A 20,132-nucleotide genomic window follows, 5' to 3' on the forward strand; every position below is an offset into this window, starting at 1 on the left:
TTGCGCCCTGTTCTGATGGATGCTCTTTAATGATGGTAAATTATTTGTAAACTAATACGCTCCACTGATATGAACGGGTTTGATGAAAATTTGTTAACACTGTTTAACAACTATAAAAAATTATTGCAGGAAAGACTGGACAGGTTCAGGCTTTTGCATATAGGTGAAGATACGATCAGATATGATTTCTTTGCTGCAGTCATGGAAACAAATTCGCTGAGACCATCACAGATACAGCTGGAAGTTCCTATAAATGGCCAGTGTTTTATTCCCTTGGCGGAGAAGATCTCCTTCCGAAAGGAGAAGCCACTGATTGATATGGTGATAATGGAACCTATTTTAAATATATCTGCAGAATTTGGTCTTTTCAGGCAGAACAGCAATGAAAATGGTACGATCAATAAAACTTCTAGGGCGGTCAAGATGCTGAATGATATGATAAGGGTATCCCTGGAGGCCCACTTCACCGGAACCAAGGGGTTGTTCATATGTGTGGCCGATCATAAAATGCTCGGGCATCAGATCAGAAGTAATATTATTGAGCGTTTTCCTTCCAGTTATAGGATCAGCAACGATATTATTGAGCATCAGCTGAAGCAAAAGACCAACCAGTTCGACCACCGGTTTTTAAAAGTCTTCCAGCCTATGAAAAGAGAAATTGTAAGCGATCTGATTTTTAATGAAATTTTGATGGCAGAGCAGATAAAATCTGAGACCAGGGTACTGATATGGGAAGTTGCGCTTGCTTAAGAGCTGATATTGGTAGATAATTGTTTAATGATATTCTATGAAGGAAATATATAAAAGTGTAAAGGGACAGCAGCTGTTCAGGATGAGTTTTTGTGCTTATCTTGACATCCTTGGCTTTAGCCAGAAGATTATGCGGAATGATCTTGGTTATTTTAATAAATATCTGCGGGTGCTAAAAAAGGAACTGGCCCATATAGAATCAAATCATGATCTATCCGGCAAGCAGGGTTTTAAGTCTTTTGAGCTCAAGATCTTTACTGATAATTTTGTTTTTGGCCATCCGTGGTTTGATCAGTTCGGGGAAGTTGAACTGGGTGATATTTTCGAGGTGCTTTCCCATATCCAGTTCTCTTTTGCTAAATCGGACATCTTTATAAGGGGCGCTATTAGTATGAGCAATCTATATATGGATAATCATGTCGTGTTGGGGCCTGCTTTGGTTGAGGCCTATAAAATGGAGTCGGAAAGTGCTGTGAATCCAAGGGTAATCCTCTCTGCCGATGTTGTGGAGATGGTAAAAAAACACATCAACTATTATTCCCCTTCGGGATCTTCCCCGCAGAATAAGTTATTTCTTGTGGATATCGACGGGGTTTATTTTATTAATTATCTGTTTATCCTTTTTTACGACCGTGGATATCCCAAAAAAAAGATAATCAGAGAATTGCAGGCACACCGTAAGCCAATAATTGACAACCTAAAACTTTACCGGACAAACTTCCGGTTGTTTGAAAAATATGCATGGTCGGCAGCTTACCATAACTATTTTTGTGACCATTTTGTCCAGGGCCGTTTCACAGGAATTGTTATGGAGAAAATAAGGATTGACGGGGATCTGTATCAAAAATCGATTTCGCGGATTGTTTGATTTTACTATGGGCAGGCGTTTGGGGATGGGCGGCATAATAGCCGTGATCTTAGTTTGGGCGCTTGGGTGGCAGGCCTGTGTAGGTGTTACACAAAAGAATAAACTACCAATGAAAAATACCCAGTAATAAGTATTTGATGCTTAGTTGGTTATTGTTACTTTAGATTTCCGGAGGCTAATGATTGGGCTTAATTTTTTTTAAAATAAATCCATGTCCAGTTTAATTACATGTCCCGGTTGCATACTGGACCTACCTGTTCTGTTTATCCTTTACCGACCTTAATCAATTAAACATATTATAAAAAAGCAATTATGTCAAAACCAGCTAAATTTTATCTAAGGCATATGAGCAGGAAAACTGCTTACCGTGCGACCTGGGATCCGGGAAAACCGCTTAAACTTGGTCAGGTCGGAAAATTGGACAGCTTCGGGGTCTTCAATGTTTATTCTTCCCTCGAGAAAGAGGGAATCCCGGTTGAGACCGAAGAAGGTTCTACTGGTGAGTTAGATTATACCTCGAGCGACTCGGTGACGATCAGTACAAAACTATCAGGTTCTGTACCGGCCGCTGGCAGTGTACTTACCGACGCTGATGCGGGTTTTAGCTTTGATTTTAAAAGTGATCAAAGTATCGTTTTTCAGGCGGGGGATGTCAAAACGGGGCATATCACAAACCTTGGGGCAATTGAAAAACAGATACTGGAAAAGTACAAAGCTGGCAACTGGAACAAGGATTGGTTGATCATTTCTGAACTGATTACTGCCGGATCGGCTACAATAATCATTTCCAACAGCAGTAATGTCAAATTGGAGCTGAAAGCAAAAGCAGGAGTTGCCACGGGGTCTTTGAAACTTACCGATTCTTCCCTTGGGCTTACTGTTGCCCACGAACAGGGGAGTACCTTAAAGTATATCTCGCAGAAGGACCTTACGCCACTTTACAGACTGGTGGGCATTGTTGCACCCTGGCTATCTGCTACCCATATCGGTCCTAGGTCAGTGGTAGAAAAAGGCGAAGTGATAAAACTAAGTGTGCAGCCGTTCAACGAAGCAGAACTCTCAAGCGATTAAAGAGTATGGCAAACATATACGCGGTACTGGTGGGGATAAATGCCTACCAGTCCACACCTCTTAATGGGTGTCTGAATGATGTTGAAGCTTTGTCAGAGTGTCTTACAAAGCTTTACGGAGGACTGCCAGGTTCGGTGCTGAAGATTAAAAAAGTAACCGATCTTGAAGATGGGGGACCGACCCGTAACAATATTATTTCGGCGTTCGATTTTTTTGAGCAGGCGGAGCAAGGGGATGAGTGCCTGTTCTATTACAGTGGACATGGATCCTATTCGGATGCGCCTATTGTCTTTCAGTCTGCCAGTGGACTGGTTCAGTCGTTGGTGTGCATCGATAGCCGTGAGCCGGGTGGGAAGGATCTGATGGACAGGGAGCTTGGTTTTTTGATCTGGAGAACCTTGCAGAAAAGGCCAGGAGTCAATTTTGTGGCAATAACTGACTGTTGTCATTCGGGTACGGTCACAAAATCCTTTTTGACGCGCAAAGACGTTACCGAGCGGATGATGCGCAGTGAGCCGGGGCATGCACCAGAAGATGTAGAGGGGTATCTGGGGTTTGATGAGAAGGTGGGTGGGCTTTCTGCTTATCCTTTGAGCGAACGCGACGGGAAAGCGTATATCCGTTCTGTCCAGGGCGATCACATCCATCTGGCGGCAAGCAGAGATTATCAGACGGCAAAAGAACTGCCAATAGGCGGGAAAGTCCGTGGGGCGTTTACCTTTTCTCTGATCGAACAGCTCTACCGCACGGGGGGAAGTATCAGTTACCGTGATCTGGTTGAGCGGATCGGGATACAGATAAACAATGTTGTGGATGATCAACTGCCCGGATTAAATACCAACGGTAAATTGACAGGTATTGATGGAGACCGGATTTTTTTGGGTAAGTCACTTATTGGTGGGGCTGCTTATAAGGTATATTATGACAGGATTGAAATGGGATGGTGTATTGATGCAGGGCCTATTCATAACCTAAATCCGGGAGATCAGGTAGTTACTTCTAAAGGTATTATATGTGAGGTATTACACAGTGCTTCTGCAGGTGTTTCCAGACTTAATAATGATATCCGGCTTGGGGGGATCGATGAGGTGTGGTCTGCTGAAGTGATCAGAAAAAAGCCTTCAAAGTTTACCGTGGGGGTTCCCTCAGGTTTAGGTCTTCCATCTGCATCAGATTTTAATGCTGCCGCTAGTACCCAGACCTGTTTGTCTTTCGAGGATGACAAAACAGGACGTTTTGTGATCGGAAAAAATGATCTGAATGAAATCTATTTAAGCCTGGGCGGCGGAAGTGTACCTTTATTTTTGCCGGTCTTTGACCTATCTCCCTTAAATCTCGGAAGTTTTCTGGATTCCGCAGAACGCGTTGCCAGAAGTTTCTATCTCAGGGAACTGGAAGGTACGGGCAATCAAAAAGGAAACCTTCCTTATACTGTAAATGTCTTTAGGTCTATTGACAATATTTCTATGGCAGCCACTGGCTTTGAGAAGATCGGTAATGGAAATTCCGTACAGGAAGTTTATTATAAAAAGAAAGGCAAAGACTGGCACCAGCCGGTTATAAAAGTATCAGTTACCAATAACAGTGAAGAGCGACTTTGGGTGGGCAGTGCCTATCTCGGCTTTGATCATGCGATTACCGGTAATCTTTTTTCACCTGTCGAAATCGCTAAAGGGAAGACAGAGTGGCTTACTTTTTTAGGACAGCCAGGTTCCGATCTGATTTATCTAGGGATCGATCAGCATATACGTGAACTGAATTACACTGAGGTTACAGAATATATAAAGCTATTTGTTGCAGTAGAACAGATCAGCACTGACGGGCTAACACAGCCTGGGGTGAAATTGACTGAAGCACCGGGACAGAAAAATCTAAAAGCTATAGTAAATGGCAGGGGTGCAGCCTCCAGACCATTCAATGAGCCCTCAGGTCTGTATTGGTATACCGAAACATTAGGGTTTACTATTAGCCAGCCGCTGGATGGGGTGGCAATCGGGGATGGGGAAAAACAGCTTGGTATTTTAAAAATTAGGGGCCATACAGGTTTTAGGGCGGATGCAAGTCTGAACAGTTCGCAGCTTACTTCCCGTAACGCGGACGGAATCCAAGGACCGTCACTGTTAAACTCGGCATTTGGAATGGAGCCGCTGGATATTACCGGTTCCCAGCGCAGTACATCTTTGATGGATGTGATTGAACTTTACAATATCTCGGGACTGGAATATGTTGATAGGGATAACCCGCTGGTATTCTCCATTGATAAACAACGGGATATGGAGGTTTCGAATATTTTGCCCGTCGGTTTTGATAGTGAGACCGGGCTGTATTTTCCTTTGGGATATATGGACAACAATGGTGATATTGTTATAGAGATACTGCCTAAGCCTACCGCTTCCGACCATGCCGTTACACAGCGCAGCTTTTGGGGCTCGATCAAACTTTATTTTCAGAAGGTAATCGGCCAAAAGCTCGGTTTCCGTGGTGAAACCACGCGGCTTGCAAAAGTCTGTGTGGATTCAGCGCTGAATGTCCACTATATGGATGATCATATTGAAATAGAAAATCTGGTGAAAGACTCATCCGCGATCATTCTTTTTATCCATGGGATCATCGGGGATACAGAAGGTATGGTGAAGTGTATAAAAATGCCGGGGGAAGGCATGCAGACCCTGGAACAGCGCAGCGACCTGGTGTTGGCTTTCGATTATGAGAACCTAAATACCCCGATACAGCAGACGGCAAACCTGTTGCTTGACCGATTAAAATCGGTCGGTCTTGGGGTTGGCCATGGGAAGAAATTAACGGTAATTGCACACTCAATGGGCGGGCTGGTCAGTAGGTCCATGATCGAGCGTAATCCTGGGGTGGTGAGCAGTCTGATCATGTTGGGTACGCCCAACAATGGAACGCCCTGGGCGGATGTAAGGGATTTGGCTGCTGCACTGATCACCTATGCCATTAATGGCGCATCTCTTCTCAAACCATGGATGTTCCTGCTTTCCGGAATTGGGAAATTGGTTGAAGGGGCGCAGGTAACTTTAAAGGAAATGGATGCGAAGGATGGAATTTATGGCAATCTGAACAAGGGTAAAGATCCGGAAATTCCTTATGTGGTAATCGCGGGAAATACCCGGGACATTATCTCAGCGTACGGACAGGCTTCACAACTTATAGAACGCTGTCTTTCTGCTTCGATCAGAAATTCTGTTTATGCGGGGCTGGACAGGCTGCTCTTTCATCTTCCCAACGATATTGCGGTGAGTGATGAAAGTATCATAACCTTCAAAGAAGAGCCCGAATGGTTGATTAAACCTGTTGTTTATGTTGTGCCTTCAGATCACATGAATTATTTTAACAACAGGGAAGTACTATCAATCCTCACCACACTCATTTGATACTAATGATGGTTTGGTTTTTTCCCGGCATCTAACAATGCCGGGACTTTTATTGCCTGGCCGGTGTTGTTGATTGTTCAATAAGTTCAATAATTCTTTTGCTTATTTCTTCCGCTGCTGTGTCATCCGGGATGAGCTGTCCAAGTGGACCTGCCCCCAATAGCAGGCCTTCCTTTTGCATTGTGAAATAAATTTTTTCTGCGTCGCCACCGGTATCCCTCACTGGTAAGACTGTTAAACCTTTCTCCCTGGCGGCGTCATAGGTCTGGTAGGTACCTCCATTTCCCCCGATCAGGATTACTGCGGCTGCCCGTTGTGTTGCCTCATAATACCAACTTTGGTTAGGTTGCAACATATCGGTCCTATCAGTTGGACCTGTACGCTTTTGTCCAGATTCAATCAAGGTAATATGCCTTTCCTCGTCTATGTCTCCATTTTCAATAAAGACTTTTAGGAAGGCATCCTTTACTATGTCATCAACACCCGGCCAGCCTCCGCCGATCACACCATATCCCTCAAGCGCCAATTGTTGTCCGATCGCCCTTGCCATCCTTTCTTCAATTGGAGATAACTGTCTGCCGCCTGTTCCCGCTACCAAAATGCGCTGTTGATTGTAAGGTTTTATCACCTGGAAATCTTTTCTCTCCCGGCTTATATCCAAGCCGACTGTTCTCACAGCAATAATGTCTGCATTAGGCAGATGACAGAGTTGGTTAAGGACCTCGTCATGCGGTGCATCCATAAGATTTAGGAAATATTCCTGACTGCGTAGTATAAATATTTTGAAGAAATCTGCTTTTGTTTCAAACCTGACCACCTGTTGTTCAAAAGAATGCTGGTCCTGATTGTTGTAAAAATCGCCTGCATTATAACGGATGAAATCCTGGTGAGAATTTTCACGTCTATATTTTTCTCCCACTATGATTTTAGGTAAACACCTTGATGAAAAAAAGACGCCAAGTTGAAATACCGGGAAATCAAAATTAGCCATATCGATATCAATACTGACTTCACGGTAGTTACACACGAGTTCAGTGTCCGGCTCTATGAAATAAAGGCTATTAAGGCTTTCCGTTTCTTGGTGAACTTGAGGGCCCGCCCCGGTAACACTAAAATATATCGGAATTGAGTCAAGAAATAGTTTGCTGCCCATTTTTAAAAGATAATACCACCTGCAGAAATCTTTCAGGTATTTTACCGGTACTGTCCGGTTAAAAACAGCGCGTCTTCTATGGTCTATCGCATCATACACCTTAAGATGTTCATCATCTTCAGCAAAGTATAACTGGGGCAGTCCGTTATTAAAGGTAAAGTATTCCAGCCTCTGTGCATAAGCGGGTTTTGAAGTTTCAACGGTTTCAATAGTTATCAATCTGCTTAAAACCGCCTGGATTTTCTGTAACAGAAGATAATCCCTGTTTTCGGCCCCGACGATGTGGAATTGATAGGTAAACTGTTCCAATGCTCTTTCACTTACGGGTCCCCAGATACCATCCAAAGTTAAGTAAGATGGAATGCCCTCAGGCCTTCTGTTGATATAGTCAAATAGGGCCTGCTGGATTTCTAGATCAAGATGTCTCTTATTTGGTCGGTGTGTACTGCTTTTCTGGAGCAGTGTCCTTATTGATCCGTTAATATCCCCATGTTCCAGATTATTTTCACTGATCAGCGCTAAAAGGTTTTTAAAATGATCTAAACTGAGCCTTTCAGTTTTTTCATCCGTATTCTGTCTTCCGCTTGAAAGCATGCTGATCAAGTCGGGCATAAAGTGTGCTTCGATGCCCCAGTTAAATTTGTTTCTTGCCTGAAGGTTAAAGTTAAAAGGCTCGCCCCAGGAAGTTTCTACTTGTTCGGTATAGTTAAATCTGGGTTTTAAAAGATGCTTACTAACCCCTTTTTGGCTGAAGTCTACCACGATCGGTTCAGTTGAGAATAAGGTTTTGAACTTTATAATTTGTTTGTAGTCAATAAGCAAGTCGGCCCATCCGGTTACATCTATTTCGATTATCCGCTTACTGCCTGTTGTTTTTTCATTCAACTTTCCGGATTGAAGCTTTAAAACCTGAAAGTTTGGCAACAGAACATATAGATCATAATAAACCGGTCCCTGAAAGCTTTCGTTGAATTCCAGACGAAGACGATTTATATTAAGTTGTCCATTTTTGATCCCATACGAATTTTGGTCAAAAATGAGTGTTTTGTTATCGGTGTCGTTCCCATTGACCTGTTGCCCTTTGAGCCATCCAAAAATGAATGGTGGTGGAGATGCCGTTCCCAGCCTTTGGCCAATAGGATTCAGGTTTGATAAATAGGCATACTGGGAAAATTGTCTGATGGCTTCCCTGATCTCCTTCAATTCTGTGGTAGCGAAGATAGATTCTTCAATCGGCATTGATTCTTTTTTTTGCTCAAAGCTAACCAGGATCTCGTTATTTTCTCCAACTGCAAATTCCAGGATAACCCGTTCTGTTAGGTTATCTCGCTCATCATGATTATAGCCATTTGCAGTTACAGAATTGAACATGCCGTAACGGTTGAACCGGGCATCTGGAAATCTTCTGAACAGACTGTTTTCGATGCGTTCCAGATCGCTGTCACTGTTGTTATAAATAATTACATAATCCAGTGCAATTGGTCTGGGGCGGACAAGATAGACTTTTTCCTGGTTGAGGTTTTGGAGGTCTCCGTCAACGCGCATGCTATAATCCCTTATAAAAATTTCGCCTGAAACTTCAACCTGCTTTCCAGAATATTCAAATACCTGGATATCCCGAGTTAATAGTACATCGATAAATTCTTCCTGGATCACTTCCCAAAACCCACCACCCTTGTTGAACGTCATAAAATGTTTGGAAAAGTCTTTTTTTCGGATTTTTTGATCAAGCAGTACAGTATCCTTATTTGCTTTTGTCCAGAGCTGGAATTTAAGAGGATCGCCATTGCTTTGGTCAGCTGCTGACCTGTTTAGGAGCAGCATTAGATCGCTGTATGAGGGAAGTGTTCCAAGTTGACCAAGGACACTGTTCATATGTTCTAAAATCCCGCTTTTATGATATTGGCGTTCAAATGGCATTGGATCAATGTTTGTAGCGCTCAAAACAAATTTTGCTGCATCCTTATATGCCGAGATATCCTTGATCGGAAAGTCCAGTATCAACACCGATGAAACGTTGCCTGCCTTTAAAATTTTGTTTGTGGCATAGATAAAATCCTTTCGTTTGATCCGTTCTACTAATCCTTTGGCGTCTGCAAAAGCGATGGAATCTTCCCGGTCAAGTGCTTCTGTTCCGTGATAATAGATAAGTAGAACATCTTCTGGATGGATTCTTTCGCAGGCATCTAAAAGACCTGAAAGAAAAGTATCAAAAGTTGCTTCCTGATTAATCAGCATGAAACTTTCTATTAGTTCAAAGTCTTTTCGTCTTTCAAAGATATGCTTAAAGCCTTCCCATATCTGAATTTTTGGGTCAAAATAATTTCCTATATTCTGTTCGATGTAATTAACGGAGACAAAAATGGTGAAAATACGCTGTACCTCGTTTTTTCTGCGCAGTAATCTTTTACTGTCTATACTTCTTACCGGTAGCTGAATGCCGTTGTCAGCCTGCATTTCTCCGATATACTGTTTGCCGATGGAATAATATAGATCTGAAACCACTTTTGCAGGTCCATCGAAAAGCCTTTCCTTGTTGGCGAGGCTAAATTTGATGAGCGGATCCAGATTTTTATAAATTTTATTTTTATGATTGAGCTTTAAAGAAATCTGTTCCTGAAAACGTTTGATGACTAAATTCAGCCTTAATTGTTCGGTCTCCAGTTCTTCTCCGCCGGTGTTTGCGAATGTTGCCTGGAGACTTTCTGCGAGATTTACAGAAAGCAGCTCTGGCGAAAGGTAGGCTAACGCTGCATATCTGTTCAGGTCCCTGAATCCCGCGTCGTTATTTTCCTTTGAAATCCTTTTATCGGCCAGGTAGGCAAGCAAGAAGCTCGCAATGCTTTCCAAACGGTTCTTGCCAAACATCAATATATTATGCTCAGAAAGCCATTTACCGTCATGAAGCAAAAAAAGAAGGTAAGTTCTTATTTCTGGAACTACCTCAAACTGGTTGCCTAATAATGGCCTGCACAATGAAGAAAAGAGTATATCGCTTACCGCAATATTTTCAATTCTTTTTGTGCCATATATATTGGGATAATGCCCAAAATTAAGCCACAGAAGGTTACTCATCTTTGGGGTCAGCACCATGGGAAATGCCATTTGGCAGGCTAAAATAAGATGTCCCAGGTGATCGCCTGAGCCATTGTCATTCCGGCAATATTTTTCATTGAAAGCATTCAGCCTGAGCTGTGCATCACCGGAAAGCGATAGGTCATTATAATTAACGGGCAGCATCCTTTTCTGATAAGTTTAGTGTTGTTTTTCCTTTTAAGGCATTGACAGCTGCTTCGAACTCGACCCTGCTCGTATCATACATTTGGATCTGAGCGGCAATTCCTTCTGCATTAGTTGCAATCCAACGATCGCGTGGCGCTGGGTTTAACCAGGCCATGTAGGCACAATGCTGCACGAGGGTTTTAGTGAATTCAATAGTCGCTTCTAACCTGTCTTTATCGTAAACGCTCTTTAATGCACCGGCATCACTATAGATCATAACGGCAATATCCGATTGGTGGGAACCCTTGAACAAAGATTGAAGGGATTGATATTTTGTTCCCGAGTCATCCGAAAAAAGGTACTCTTGAGAACCGTCACTTTTTATCGGTAATCTATTGAAATACCCTACAGTCAGATTTGGGTATTTTTTTGTTTGCTTTGCGGAAATGATCAGCTCCTGACCAAATTCTTCGACAGTGATCATGCTGTCGCTTTGGTCCAAAAGGATATAGAGATGAATTTTGTTGATTTTTTTTCTCAGGTATTTAAAACCTGAAAAATACCCTTTATTGGTGATTGAAGAAATAGTTGCGTTTATATCAATTTCCTCATTTGACATCCCGGGTAGATTGGCAGTCAGCGAACGCCATGCGTGCTGAAGCTGCCGGTTATGGATCGGGAAGTAGCCTTTGGTGAACAAAAAACCGTTAGTGGAATTTTCAAGTGAATTTATTTTTTCCATTTCGGCAGTGATTCTATTGTTATCCGGCATTTTGAAACTTGCTACCACTTCGTCTTCAGTATCATTCAATGTATCCTGGTCAAGATTCTCTGCGGGTTCGCCGCTGTCCTGTTTGTGTTGCTGGCTGATGTCAGATTCTTTTTTTTCAGAAGCCTGTGGGGGGCTTATTTCTGATGCGACTTCCGGAGCATTATGAGATCCGGGATGCTCATTCCAGGTGAGCAATGCCTCTCCAAGTTCTATTAACGCCGTCTTGCGTTTTAACAACAGCGCGTTAAATTTACTTAGGTCTTTACTTTCGTGTGATTTCAGCCATAGAGTTTTCAAAATAAATGTTAGTTCTTCAAAACCAGTGATTGTAATTTTTTTTGAAAGTAAAAGGGTCTGCAATAGTAAAAAATCATCCAAGCTTGGATGGAGCCAGCTCTTATCATTTCTGATCTCTTCAAACAACTCTATCAATACCGGATTATTCATAGATTAAGATTCTGTAAACAGCTTTATTGACTCAATATCTTTTAATAATACTTCGGGGAAAAGGGGCTTCTGTGGATCGATCTGGGTGATTCCTTTATCACGGTCGATCAGGTAGATCCAGTCCAGTAGTTCGCTTGTTGAAATATTTTTTAGGCTGGAGCCTTCTGAATGGATTTTATCCCGCCAGCCTTGAAATGCCTCCACTGCTGGCCGGGCAAGTTCTCTTTTCTTAAGATCGGGAAAACGGGAAAGTATGATATCTTCAAGTTTAATGTCTTTGAAGTCTATGTAAAAAAACAGACACCTGCGTAAAAAGGCGGGTGGAAGCGGTTTCTCATCATTACTGGTGATGATAATGACCGGTTTGTTCGCAGGGTTTGCAGAGATGATGACCTGGGTGTCGGGGTTGCGGATTTCCGGAATGTCGAATTCCATTCTGTCCAGCTCAAACAAAAGATCATTCGGGAAATCAATATCTGCTTTGTCAATCTCATCAATCAATATTACAGGTGGCTTAGATGGGTTGAGGCGGCTCGCCATAAAGGCTTTTCCGATTTCACCCAGGTCGATATAGGTTCCGTGCTCTTCATAGATATTTTCTTTGATTTTTTTGAGTTCGATCCCCAGGCTTTTTTCATCTTTCTTTTCAATATTAGCATCACTCAAACGCTGTAGATAGTCTATTGAGTAAAGTCCATCTTTTGCTTTGCTGGTAGATTTTATATTCCATTCAAAATAGTTGTTTAGGAAATCTTTTCCATGGATTTCCACTGCAACTGCCTCCGCTAGTTTGCTTTTTCCACAGCCAGGTTCGCCTTTCACCAATAAAGGTCTTCCAAGGATCTGTGCGAGCTGTACTGCTTTTATCAACTGTTTTGAAGGTATGTAAGGGGCGACATTTACAGGTAGCTGCATCTCTGTGACTTTGGCGAGATTTTCTATTGCAGTACCGTGGTATAAGTGTAGGCTCATATTTTTTAGCTTAAAGGTTTATTTAATAGTTCATCTGCGAGGACCGGAATGCACATTCTTGCGCAGATGATCTCTACGGTTTTTCCGGGGTTGAGCCCTGCTTCATTGCAGATCTCGGTTAGGTTGTTTAAAATTTCCCCCTCAAAAAGCTGATCGAACAGTAACTGTTTTTCATTGTTGCCGTTATAAAAAGCTCTTTCCCTAAGATACCAAAGGGTGGCCTTGTTTTCGTCAAAATCCGCAATCTGAGGAAATATTATCATATTGAAATTAGCAATTGGGGCAGCAGGAACCGCATCTTTAAAATCTGCATCTGAATGGTCATATAGGCAGACAACGAGTTTATTGTCTTCGTTATAATTATGGTCTATTTTAATTAGTAGGCTGATAAGTGCTTCGATAAATTCCTTTTTGTCTTTCAACCGCAGGACCTCTTCTGAATTTCGCGGGCTCAGGTCTATATTGATATGAACCCCCTGAATTGCCAGATTGCTTGAAATGTACCCTGCTAACGTATTTATGTCGCCTATTTGGATGCCGTATAAGTTATTGAAAATGGTTAGGAGTTTATCCATGCCGTTACCGGTGATTCCAGGTAAATAGGCATATCCATATTTATGACAGTGCTTTTTTGGAAAATAAGGGTTGTCCCTCGACATCTTTGCCAGGAGCCAAAGTCCGCTCTGCTGTTTGCCCCGAAAAATTGCCAAATGTTTTTTATCCGCGGTCTTAAATTTATGGAACATGAGTAACTGATCGTCGAAATTTAACCGATTTAATCCATCCTGTAAAAAAGTCTTTGCCATAGTCTTATTGTACTCTGTAGTTTTGACTTTAAAGAAAATCTCTCCGCTATTATCTCTTCCCGATATTTCAATCCTGCCAAATACGGGCTTCGGATCGGTGGGGTTGTTGAAAATGTTTTGTAAATACGTGTTCAGTGTGGTTGAACTGAATTCTTGTTGGTCCGGTTTTCTTAAAATCTCGAGTAACTTTTTCGTGAAAAGACTGTTTTCCCCTGCATTTCCCGCTTTGGCATTTTCATTTGCACGGCTGGCCACCAACGCGGCAGTATATCGGGCTGATTTAGGTTCAATGGTTGTGCTTCCGATAAGGGGATTCGATTCGCTGGCAAGAAAAAATGAGCCGCTATTGCAAGAATCGACTATAACCAGGCAATTTTTGGTTTTGTTTGAGATCAGTTCATCTTTAATGTTACTAAAGGTAATCAGGTCATTCAGTCTTGATATACTAACCTTATGGGGAATAATACAGCCACGGCCGGCTCCCTGGTCTCCCACGTCAAGAAGGGTTCCGTGTCCGGAAAAATAGATCAAAAGGTTGTTGGCGTGTGTATTAAAACTACTCTCCCAAAAATTTCGTATTAGTTCTAATATTGCATTTTTAGTTGCCTGTTCATTGAAAAGTATACGGTCAAATAATTCGAAATTTTCATATTTTGCCGTAAGGCATTCTACAATATCCTGCGCATCCCGCTCACAAGTCCCGTGTACAAAATCAACAACTCCAGCAGAAGCATAACGATCTATGCCAATACTGATAATATAGGTTATACCCTCTGTTACTTCCGTGCTTGTTTGATGAGAATGGGAGAAAGCTGAAGCAGATTTTGGCTGAGAGTGCGTCATTAATTATTGAATGGTTGTGTTATATTGAACTAAATTATGGCTGGCACTAATTTACGTTATTTTAACAAATTTGGTATTTTTAGTTTCTTTTATGCAATCATAGGTATAGGTGATGGGTTTTTATGAGTTTTCGATAAATTCCGTGATTTAGTGCGGTGGAGATATTCTACTAATAATGAGGCATCAGTCATTGTCCCTGACTTGCCGGTCAGGTTTCTTAATCTGTGTACCATCCATTGATATTCTAGGGTTTAATCCATTTTAATATCATCTCAATGTATTCCCGGGTAAGTTTGGTTCCGGCGCCGTCAAAAGTATGTACCCCAACAACCAGTATTTTTCCATCTTTTTCTATCCAGATTGGAGATCCGCTATTACCGGTTTCTGTTTCCAATTGATGATCAAAAGAGAGATCATTCACTAATTCGATAATCTGGCTCTGTGTTGTCATGAGGGAACCATCATACCCATTACTTGCAGGATAACCGGCAACCGTTACCTGATTTCCTTTTTCTAGGATAACATCTGGTAATATTTCAAAACTTGTTTCTTTTGGCCAATCGGGTGAACTCTTGATAATTGAATCGGGAATGATGATGATCGCAAAATCGTAGCGGATCCGTTGACCATCGGTAAAGGTGTAAGATGGGTGTACCCGTATCGCTGATTGACACAATGCTTTTCCATTAATTACTATTGGACTATGTGCGCTACTGTTCCTGTATCTCCCCGGTGTGAGTACAATTTTTTTTACCACTGAAAGGATAGGAGAGTAGACATTATGGGCTGCGGTCAAAATAACATTTGGCCGGATCAGAAATCCTGTAGACAAAAAAGTGGGGGAACTTATAACTTGGCCCCTTGTAATCTGTTGAAAACAAATATTATTATAGGGGCTTTTATTGGTGTCGGTAACGATTTCTAGTTTTGAAGGCATGATGATATGTTAATTTAGATTAGACAAGATAGTCAATTGTTGGGGATATTAAAACAGACAATTGTTTAATCTTTCTCTGAGAAGGTCCCAAAATATCACAATTTTTTCTTTATCTAATTATGTTCAGAAATCTAACTGCTGAACTTCTAAGAGTCCATCATAATGAGATTAGATATTATCCAGGAAGAATTAGCTATCAATGATACATTCTTTTATGGCTCGTTAACAGCTCATCCAGGTATCAATCTGGTCCATTTGAGCTCAAAAATTCCTTTTTTTTTGATTCATAGATACGTTTGGACCAAGAAATCTATATAACAGGTTTCAAAGCTAATATGCTTTCTACATAGTAGTTCTACCGGACCTTCACTCTCAGGGAAGTGCTAATGTAGGGAAGTGATTAATGAGACGGGGTGAAAAAGACCATTTGTAGAAATTCACTAGAAGCTATAGCTTTTTAAAAGTAATAGGATTATCTATTTGCCTATGGCGTAGAGTCACTATGCCATATGGAGTCTGTTCTTTGACATACTGGAATGAAGCATTATTCTGCGGAAGCGGAAAATCCTGCGAAATTGAGATCGTATCAATATCATGAAAGCGCAGGGGCAGGCGAGGGCCCGGTCCGTATGGACCGACGCGAGTAGTTCCGATCCACCGAAGACTTTGGGTTTTGTGTTTAGTTTAGGTGATTAAGGGGCCATGTGCCCCTTTTTTTATGGACTGACAATTTTCCCTTTAGATAGAGGGTTATGATATCCATAGGTGGCTTCTGCTTTTTATAAATGCAAGATGTCTTTTTGTCCGACGAAAATCCCTGTGGGATTCTCTCTTGGCCAAAAAGTCCCTTGCCCTGTTGACTGGCCTTGCGCTTCGCTTAAGTCCACCATCAGGGTTGAGAAAACTCGCGGCTCGTTTTCTTTTTTTTGGTTATCTGGAGCGTTATGAAGAAAAGTCAACTGGGAAGACCACCACTGGTCTGCGGTAAACGTGATAAAAAGATTGATGTGCGTTTTACAAGTGCTGAGTTTGAGCTGATCTTAAGGCTGGAGAATACTTTGGGCATTTCTAAAGCTGATCTGATCAGAAATAGGATTCTGACTGGTTCTGAGCGTGTAATCGTAAATGCGGAGCAGTTGATCGGTGGGCTTGATCTTTTGGGGACTGAAATGGGTAGGGCAGGTAATAATATTAATCAATTGGCGAGATATGCGAATGCGCTGAACCGGCAGGGAATTCTTTCTGTTGTTGTTGCCGAGCGTTTCAATATCCTGCTGATGGATTATCAGGAGATGCAAAAACGGCTGGAGGTGCTCCTGCGCAGGATGGTGAGGTTGGCCGGTAAGTAGGGGGCAGATTCTTTTTGCCTGATCGTGGCCGCCACTGGATGGTTTAACTTTTACTTCTTTGGTTTTTGTTTTGAGTTATGCTGCTGCGGAAGTAACTGGTTATACAGTTCGTTAGTTCCTTGGTTATCCGTATAGCTGGTCCCATGGTTTTGTAGGTATATGGGTGGCTGTGTTAACTGGTAGCCTGTCATTTGGTTATTCAGTTATGTGGCTAACGCTGAAACTTTATAGCTGTGTTTCTGGTGGGCTGGTTATATGGTTCCTTAAATGGCTTTGGATCTTTATAACTGCTGAACGCTGTGACTAAATATCCTGATATATGATTGTAAAGATACTTTCTTCTTCCGCCAGTTTCTCTGGAGTGAATTATAATACGGACAAGGTTGAGCTAGGGAAGGGGGAACTGGTGAATGTTTCCAACTTTGGTGCGCTTGGGTTTCTTTCTTCGCTCAGGCCTTCTGATTACATCAATTATTTTAAGGCGGTTTCTTCAGTAAATAAAAGGGTTTCAAAGCCTCAGTTTCATGCGGTCATTTCTGCCAGGGGAAGGTCAACACTTAAAGAAGACCTGACCAGGATTGCCCGGAACTGGCTTTCAAAAATGGGTTATGGGAAGAATCCTTACCTGCTTGTTTTTCATAATGATACACAAAATAACCACATTCACGCGGTGTCCACAAGGATCGATAAAACTGGGAAAAAGATATCCTCGGCTTTTGAGAAACTGAGATCTATCAGAATGCTTTCACAGGTTTTGGAGCAGGATGCTAAAACGGATATTAAATCTGTATCCGTTAAAATGCTGAAATACAGGTTTTCCACAGTAGCACAGTTCAGGCTTTTGTTTGAGGTTATGGGTTTTAAGACAGAGAAAGATGAGCATGTTGGGCAGTTAAAAATAAGTGGTCAGAATGGACAGGTACATAGTATAAAACTTTCTGAAGTTGACAAACAGATTTTACTGAATAAGAGCACCGTTAAAAGGGTTGTGCAGCTTCGGGAAATCATTAATAAATATAAACTCCAATATAGTCCGTTACCCCTCGACCGGCATGGATCGGCTGATAACAATCCTGATCCATTATTCCGCTGTGGCTCTGAGCTGGGGGATTTTTTATCTTCCAGATTTGGCCTACAGTTCATCTTTCATTATTCAGGTGGTCATTTTCCTTACGGCTATACTATTATTGACCATGCTGACAAGAATGTATTCAAAGGCTCTGAGGTGATGAAAATAACATTGCTGGTTGGGGAAAGCACGGATGGTCATGTTTTTAATGGCAAGATGGCGGAAGACACCAATTTGGATAGTAGAGTGTCGGGAATACCTTCGGAAGCTGTTACCGGATGCTCAAATTATGATAGTTCTGTTTTAAGCCTGCCTGACCTGGCGGAAGATATTGACGATGAAGCTATCCTTGGCAGGAACCGTCAGCGCAAGGGCATGGCCCGTACCAATACACGTTAAACTTAAATCAATTAATCATGCTGATAATTATCGGAAACCAAAAGGGGGGGGCTGGAAAAAGTACGCTCACGCTATTGCTTGCAAATTTTTTAACCCTTGTTAAAAAACGGCGGGTCACTGTTATTGATATGGACTATCAGCAGTCGCTGGCCCAGAAATATGAGAAGTCCAAAATACTGGAGAACACTGAACCTTATGAGGTCATTGCTGCGGGACTGGAACATTTTCCTTCCATGTTTACTGTGCTCTCCCAAAGTCCGGAACATATTGTGGTCATTGATCTTCCCGGAAAACTTGATGATGATGGCCTGATGCCGGTGTTTGCTTCTGCAGATCTTGTAATCTGCCCTTTTTCTTATGATGAATTCAGTTTTGATTCAACAATTCTCTTTTCTGTGGTTTTAAAGAAGATCAATAAGGATGTTCCTGTTTTTTTTGTACCAAATAGGGTAAAGGGAAATGTGAAGTATGAAACCCAGACGGAAGTTGAGCACCAGCTGATCCGCTTCGGGACTTTGACTGCAGCGATTTCTGACCGGGTGGATTTTCAGCGTACAAGTACTTTTCAGACCCCGTTGGTGCTTTATCCCATCATTCTTCCTGTCTTTGAAAAGATTTATGAAAGCCATATCAGTCTTTCTATTCCACAACCTGCCAGCCAATAAGATGTATTATGGAAAAGAAGATTATTTCAATAGCAGATGAGCTGCGCAGGTCAATATCGCTGCCCTTTGAGGGGAAGCTTGTTGGTGGTAATGGGGCTGGGCGTGCTGTTGCGACAAAGGGGAAGCTTGTTATGGAAAAGAAAACCCTTTCAGCCGCTGCCGGGATTCTGGAGGCGATGAAGGGGTTTGACTGTTCGGGCAATACCCATATGCTCCATCCAAGGCTGGATGTAAGGACGGTAAAGCTGCTGAACAGTTTTAAGCTGGCTTCGGGAATTGATATGAACCGTTTTATCGCGTTTTCCATCCATTATCTATTTCAGAAGCACCCGGAACTTAAAACTTATATCAAACAAACCTTAGAAAATTTCGAACTATGACATGGACACAATTTATTATTTATCTCCTTGGCAGCTACTGCTTTTATTATGGGGTCAACCTGTTTTTTGATTATTCCAGGCTTGGTGAGGCTGTTAAGGACAGCGGTACGGAGGTGGTTTCCGTTGGCATTTCTTCTTCCGATCTGCCGAAAAAAATAGCAATGGAGGATCTGGACCCTGGGTTTTCAGAAGTTGATTACTTTATCGGGGAAGGTGAGGGGGATGCATCAGATTCGCCTATCGTTTCCTCTGGCGGGATTTCCATACGGGAGCTCTTTGAGCTTGCCAGGGATGAATCCATCGAATACACCAAGGCAGTAAGCTTTTGATTATGAAAAGGTTTAGGCATTTGTTATTACTGTTGCTGGTGCAACTGTTTGCTTTAGTTGTAAGTCCTGTGGTTTTGCTGGCCCAGCCAGGTATTGCTGAAATGGGGCAGGCGCATTCATGGATCAGGGAGTATTTTTTTTCGATGCGGGACTTTTCCTATGTGGTCTCCGCACTGATTGCCATTGTTGGATCTGTGGTGATCTACCACAAGTGGCAATTGGGAAAAGATGTGAGTATGGATATTCCCGCCTGGTTTTTCTCCGCGCTTTTTTTGCTTTTGAGCTGGACTTTTCTTTTACACCTTTTCGGTCTTTAATTTATTTTTTACTAGTAATCCATTGCCCTTCCAGGGCTTTTTTTATTTCCATCCATTTATCCTTTAATTAAAACTGTTATGAAAAAAATCAAGAATGTGCGTTTCATTATCCTTTTGTTTTTGGTAACCCAGGTAGATTTTCTTTTTGCCCAAAGCGGCGTCAATGGACTGAATACCGCGACCTCGACCTTAAAGACCTATGTTGATCCGGCATCCAATATTGCGCTGGTTATCGGTGGTATTGTAGGTATTGTTGGTGGGATCAGGGTGTATTCCAAATGGAACAGTGGTGACCAGGATATTAACAAAGAGCTGATGGGATGGGGCGGTTCATGCCTTTTCCTGGTTCTTTCTTCGCTGATCGTTAAGGCTTTCTTCGGGCTATAAG

General features: G+C 42.1%; 16 protein-coding genes. 11 read left to right on the forward strand and 5 right to left on the reverse strand.

Features of this window, described 5'->3' with window-relative positions:
• Positions 1 to 123: 123 nt before the first annotated feature.
• The 4 genes from R2R28_RS12680 (at position 124) to R2R28_RS12695 (ending at position 6,084) form a co-directional block, all read left to right on the forward strand.
• Positions 124 to 750, forward strand: a complete 627-nt coding sequence (locus tag R2R28_RS12680; RefSeq protein ID WP_316826060.1) for a hypothetical protein — start codon at positions 124 to 126, stop codon at positions 748 to 750.
• Positions 751 to 787: 37 nt separating this feature from the next.
• A complete protein-coding gene (locus R2R28_RS12685) occupies positions 788 to 1,618 on the forward strand; it encodes a hypothetical protein (protein WP_316826061.1) in 831 nt (276 codons plus the stop codon).
• A 345-nt stretch (positions 1,619 to 1,963) separates the two neighbouring features.
• The gene (locus R2R28_RS12690; RefSeq protein ID WP_316826062.1) at positions 1,964 to 2,689 is read left to right on the forward strand and encodes a hypothetical protein; all 726 of its coding nucleotides are present in this window, start codon (positions 1,964 to 1,966) and stop codon (positions 2,687 to 2,689) included.
• A gap of 5 nt (positions 2,690 to 2,694) precedes the next feature.
• Positions 2,695 to 6,084, forward strand: a complete 3,390-nt coding sequence (locus R2R28_RS12695; RefSeq protein WP_316826063.1) for a caspase family protein — start codon at positions 2,695 to 2,697, stop codon at positions 6,082 to 6,084.
• Positions 6,085 to 6,133: 49 nt separating this feature from the next.
• Here R2R28_RS12695 and R2R28_RS12700 read toward each other — a convergent pair whose 3' ends face one another.
• From R2R28_RS12700 to R2R28_RS12720, 5 genes are all read right to left on the reverse strand, one after another.
• The gene (locus R2R28_RS12700; RefSeq protein ID WP_316826064.1) at positions 6,134 to 10,477 is read right to left on the reverse strand and encodes a hypothetical protein; all 4,344 of its coding nucleotides are present in this window, start codon (positions 10,475 to 10,477) and stop codon (positions 6,134 to 6,136) included.
• A complete protein-coding gene (locus tag R2R28_RS12705) occupies positions 10,464 to 11,678 on the reverse strand; it encodes a hypothetical protein (RefSeq protein ID WP_316826065.1) in 1,215 nt (404 codons plus the stop codon). The genes R2R28_RS12700 and R2R28_RS12705 overlap by 14 nt, the downstream gene beginning before the upstream one ends.
• Positions 11,679 to 11,681: 3 nt before the next feature.
• The gene (locus tag R2R28_RS12710) at positions 11,682 to 12,650 is read right to left on the reverse strand and encodes a MoxR family ATPase (protein ID WP_316826066.1); all 969 of its coding nucleotides are present in this window, start codon (positions 12,648 to 12,650) and stop codon (positions 11,682 to 11,684) included.
• Between the two features lie 5 nt (positions 12,651 to 12,655).
• On the reverse strand, positions 12,656 to 14,299 hold the full coding sequence (locus R2R28_RS12715) for a caspase domain-containing protein (protein WP_316826067.1): 1,644 nt from the start codon (positions 14,297 to 14,299) through the stop codon (positions 12,656 to 12,658).
• A gap of 244 nt (positions 14,300 to 14,543) precedes the next feature.
• Positions 14,544 to 15,131, reverse strand: a complete 588-nt coding sequence (locus R2R28_RS12720; RefSeq protein ID WP_316826068.1) for a trypsin-like serine peptidase — start codon at positions 15,129 to 15,131, stop codon at positions 14,544 to 14,546.
• Positions 15,132 to 16,180: 1,049 nt separating this feature from the next.
• Between R2R28_RS12720 and R2R28_RS12725 the strand changes: the two genes are divergently transcribed.
• The 7 genes from R2R28_RS12725 to R2R28_RS12755 all read left to right on the forward strand — a co-directional run bounded on the left by R2R28_RS12725 (position 16,181) and on the right by R2R28_RS12755 (position 20,131).
• Positions 16,181 to 16,585 carry a plasmid mobilization protein gene (locus R2R28_RS12725; protein WP_316826069.1) on the forward strand — a complete coding sequence of 135 codons (405 nt, stop codon included), beginning with the start codon at positions 16,181 to 16,183 and terminating at the stop codon, positions 16,583 to 16,585.
• 319 nt (positions 16,586 to 16,904) lie between these two features.
• Positions 16,905 to 18,053: a relaxase/mobilization nuclease domain-containing protein gene (locus tag R2R28_RS12730; protein ID WP_316826070.1), complete on the forward strand. Its 1,149-nt coding sequence runs from the start codon at positions 16,905 to 16,907 to the stop codon at positions 18,051 to 18,053.
• A 17-nt stretch (positions 18,054 to 18,070) separates the two neighbouring features.
• The gene (locus R2R28_RS12735; RefSeq protein ID WP_316826071.1) at positions 18,071 to 18,718 is read left to right on the forward strand and encodes a ParA family protein; all 648 of its coding nucleotides are present in this window, start codon (positions 18,071 to 18,073) and stop codon (positions 18,716 to 18,718) included.
• Between the two features lie 8 nt (positions 18,719 to 18,726).
• Positions 18,727 to 19,098 carry a hypothetical protein gene (locus R2R28_RS12740; protein WP_316826072.1) on the forward strand — a complete coding sequence of 124 codons (372 nt, stop codon included), beginning with the start codon at positions 18,727 to 18,729 and terminating at the stop codon, positions 19,096 to 19,098.
• Complete coding sequence (locus tag R2R28_RS12745) at positions 19,095 to 19,427, forward strand: hypothetical protein (protein WP_316826073.1); 333 nt, start codon at positions 19,095 to 19,097, stop codon at positions 19,425 to 19,427. The genes R2R28_RS12740 and R2R28_RS12745 overlap by 4 nt, the downstream gene beginning before the upstream one ends.
• A 2-nt stretch (positions 19,428 to 19,429) precedes the next feature.
• Positions 19,430 to 19,744 (forward strand): DUF4134 family protein, encoded by a 315-nt coding sequence (locus R2R28_RS12750; protein WP_316826074.1) that lies wholly within the window; start codon positions 19,430 to 19,432, stop codon positions 19,742 to 19,744.
• Between the two features lie 78 nt (positions 19,745 to 19,822).
• Positions 19,823 to 20,131 carry a DUF4134 domain-containing protein gene (locus R2R28_RS12755; protein WP_316826075.1) on the forward strand — a complete coding sequence of 103 codons (309 nt, stop codon included), beginning with the start codon at positions 19,823 to 19,825 and terminating at the stop codon, positions 20,129 to 20,131.
• The last annotated feature ends 1 nt before the right edge of the window (position 20,132 follow it).

This window comes from Pedobacter miscanthi, from assembly GCF_032678605.1.
GTDB lineage: Bacteria > Bacteroidota > Bacteroidia > Sphingobacteriales > Sphingobacteriaceae > Pedobacter > Pedobacter miscanthi_A.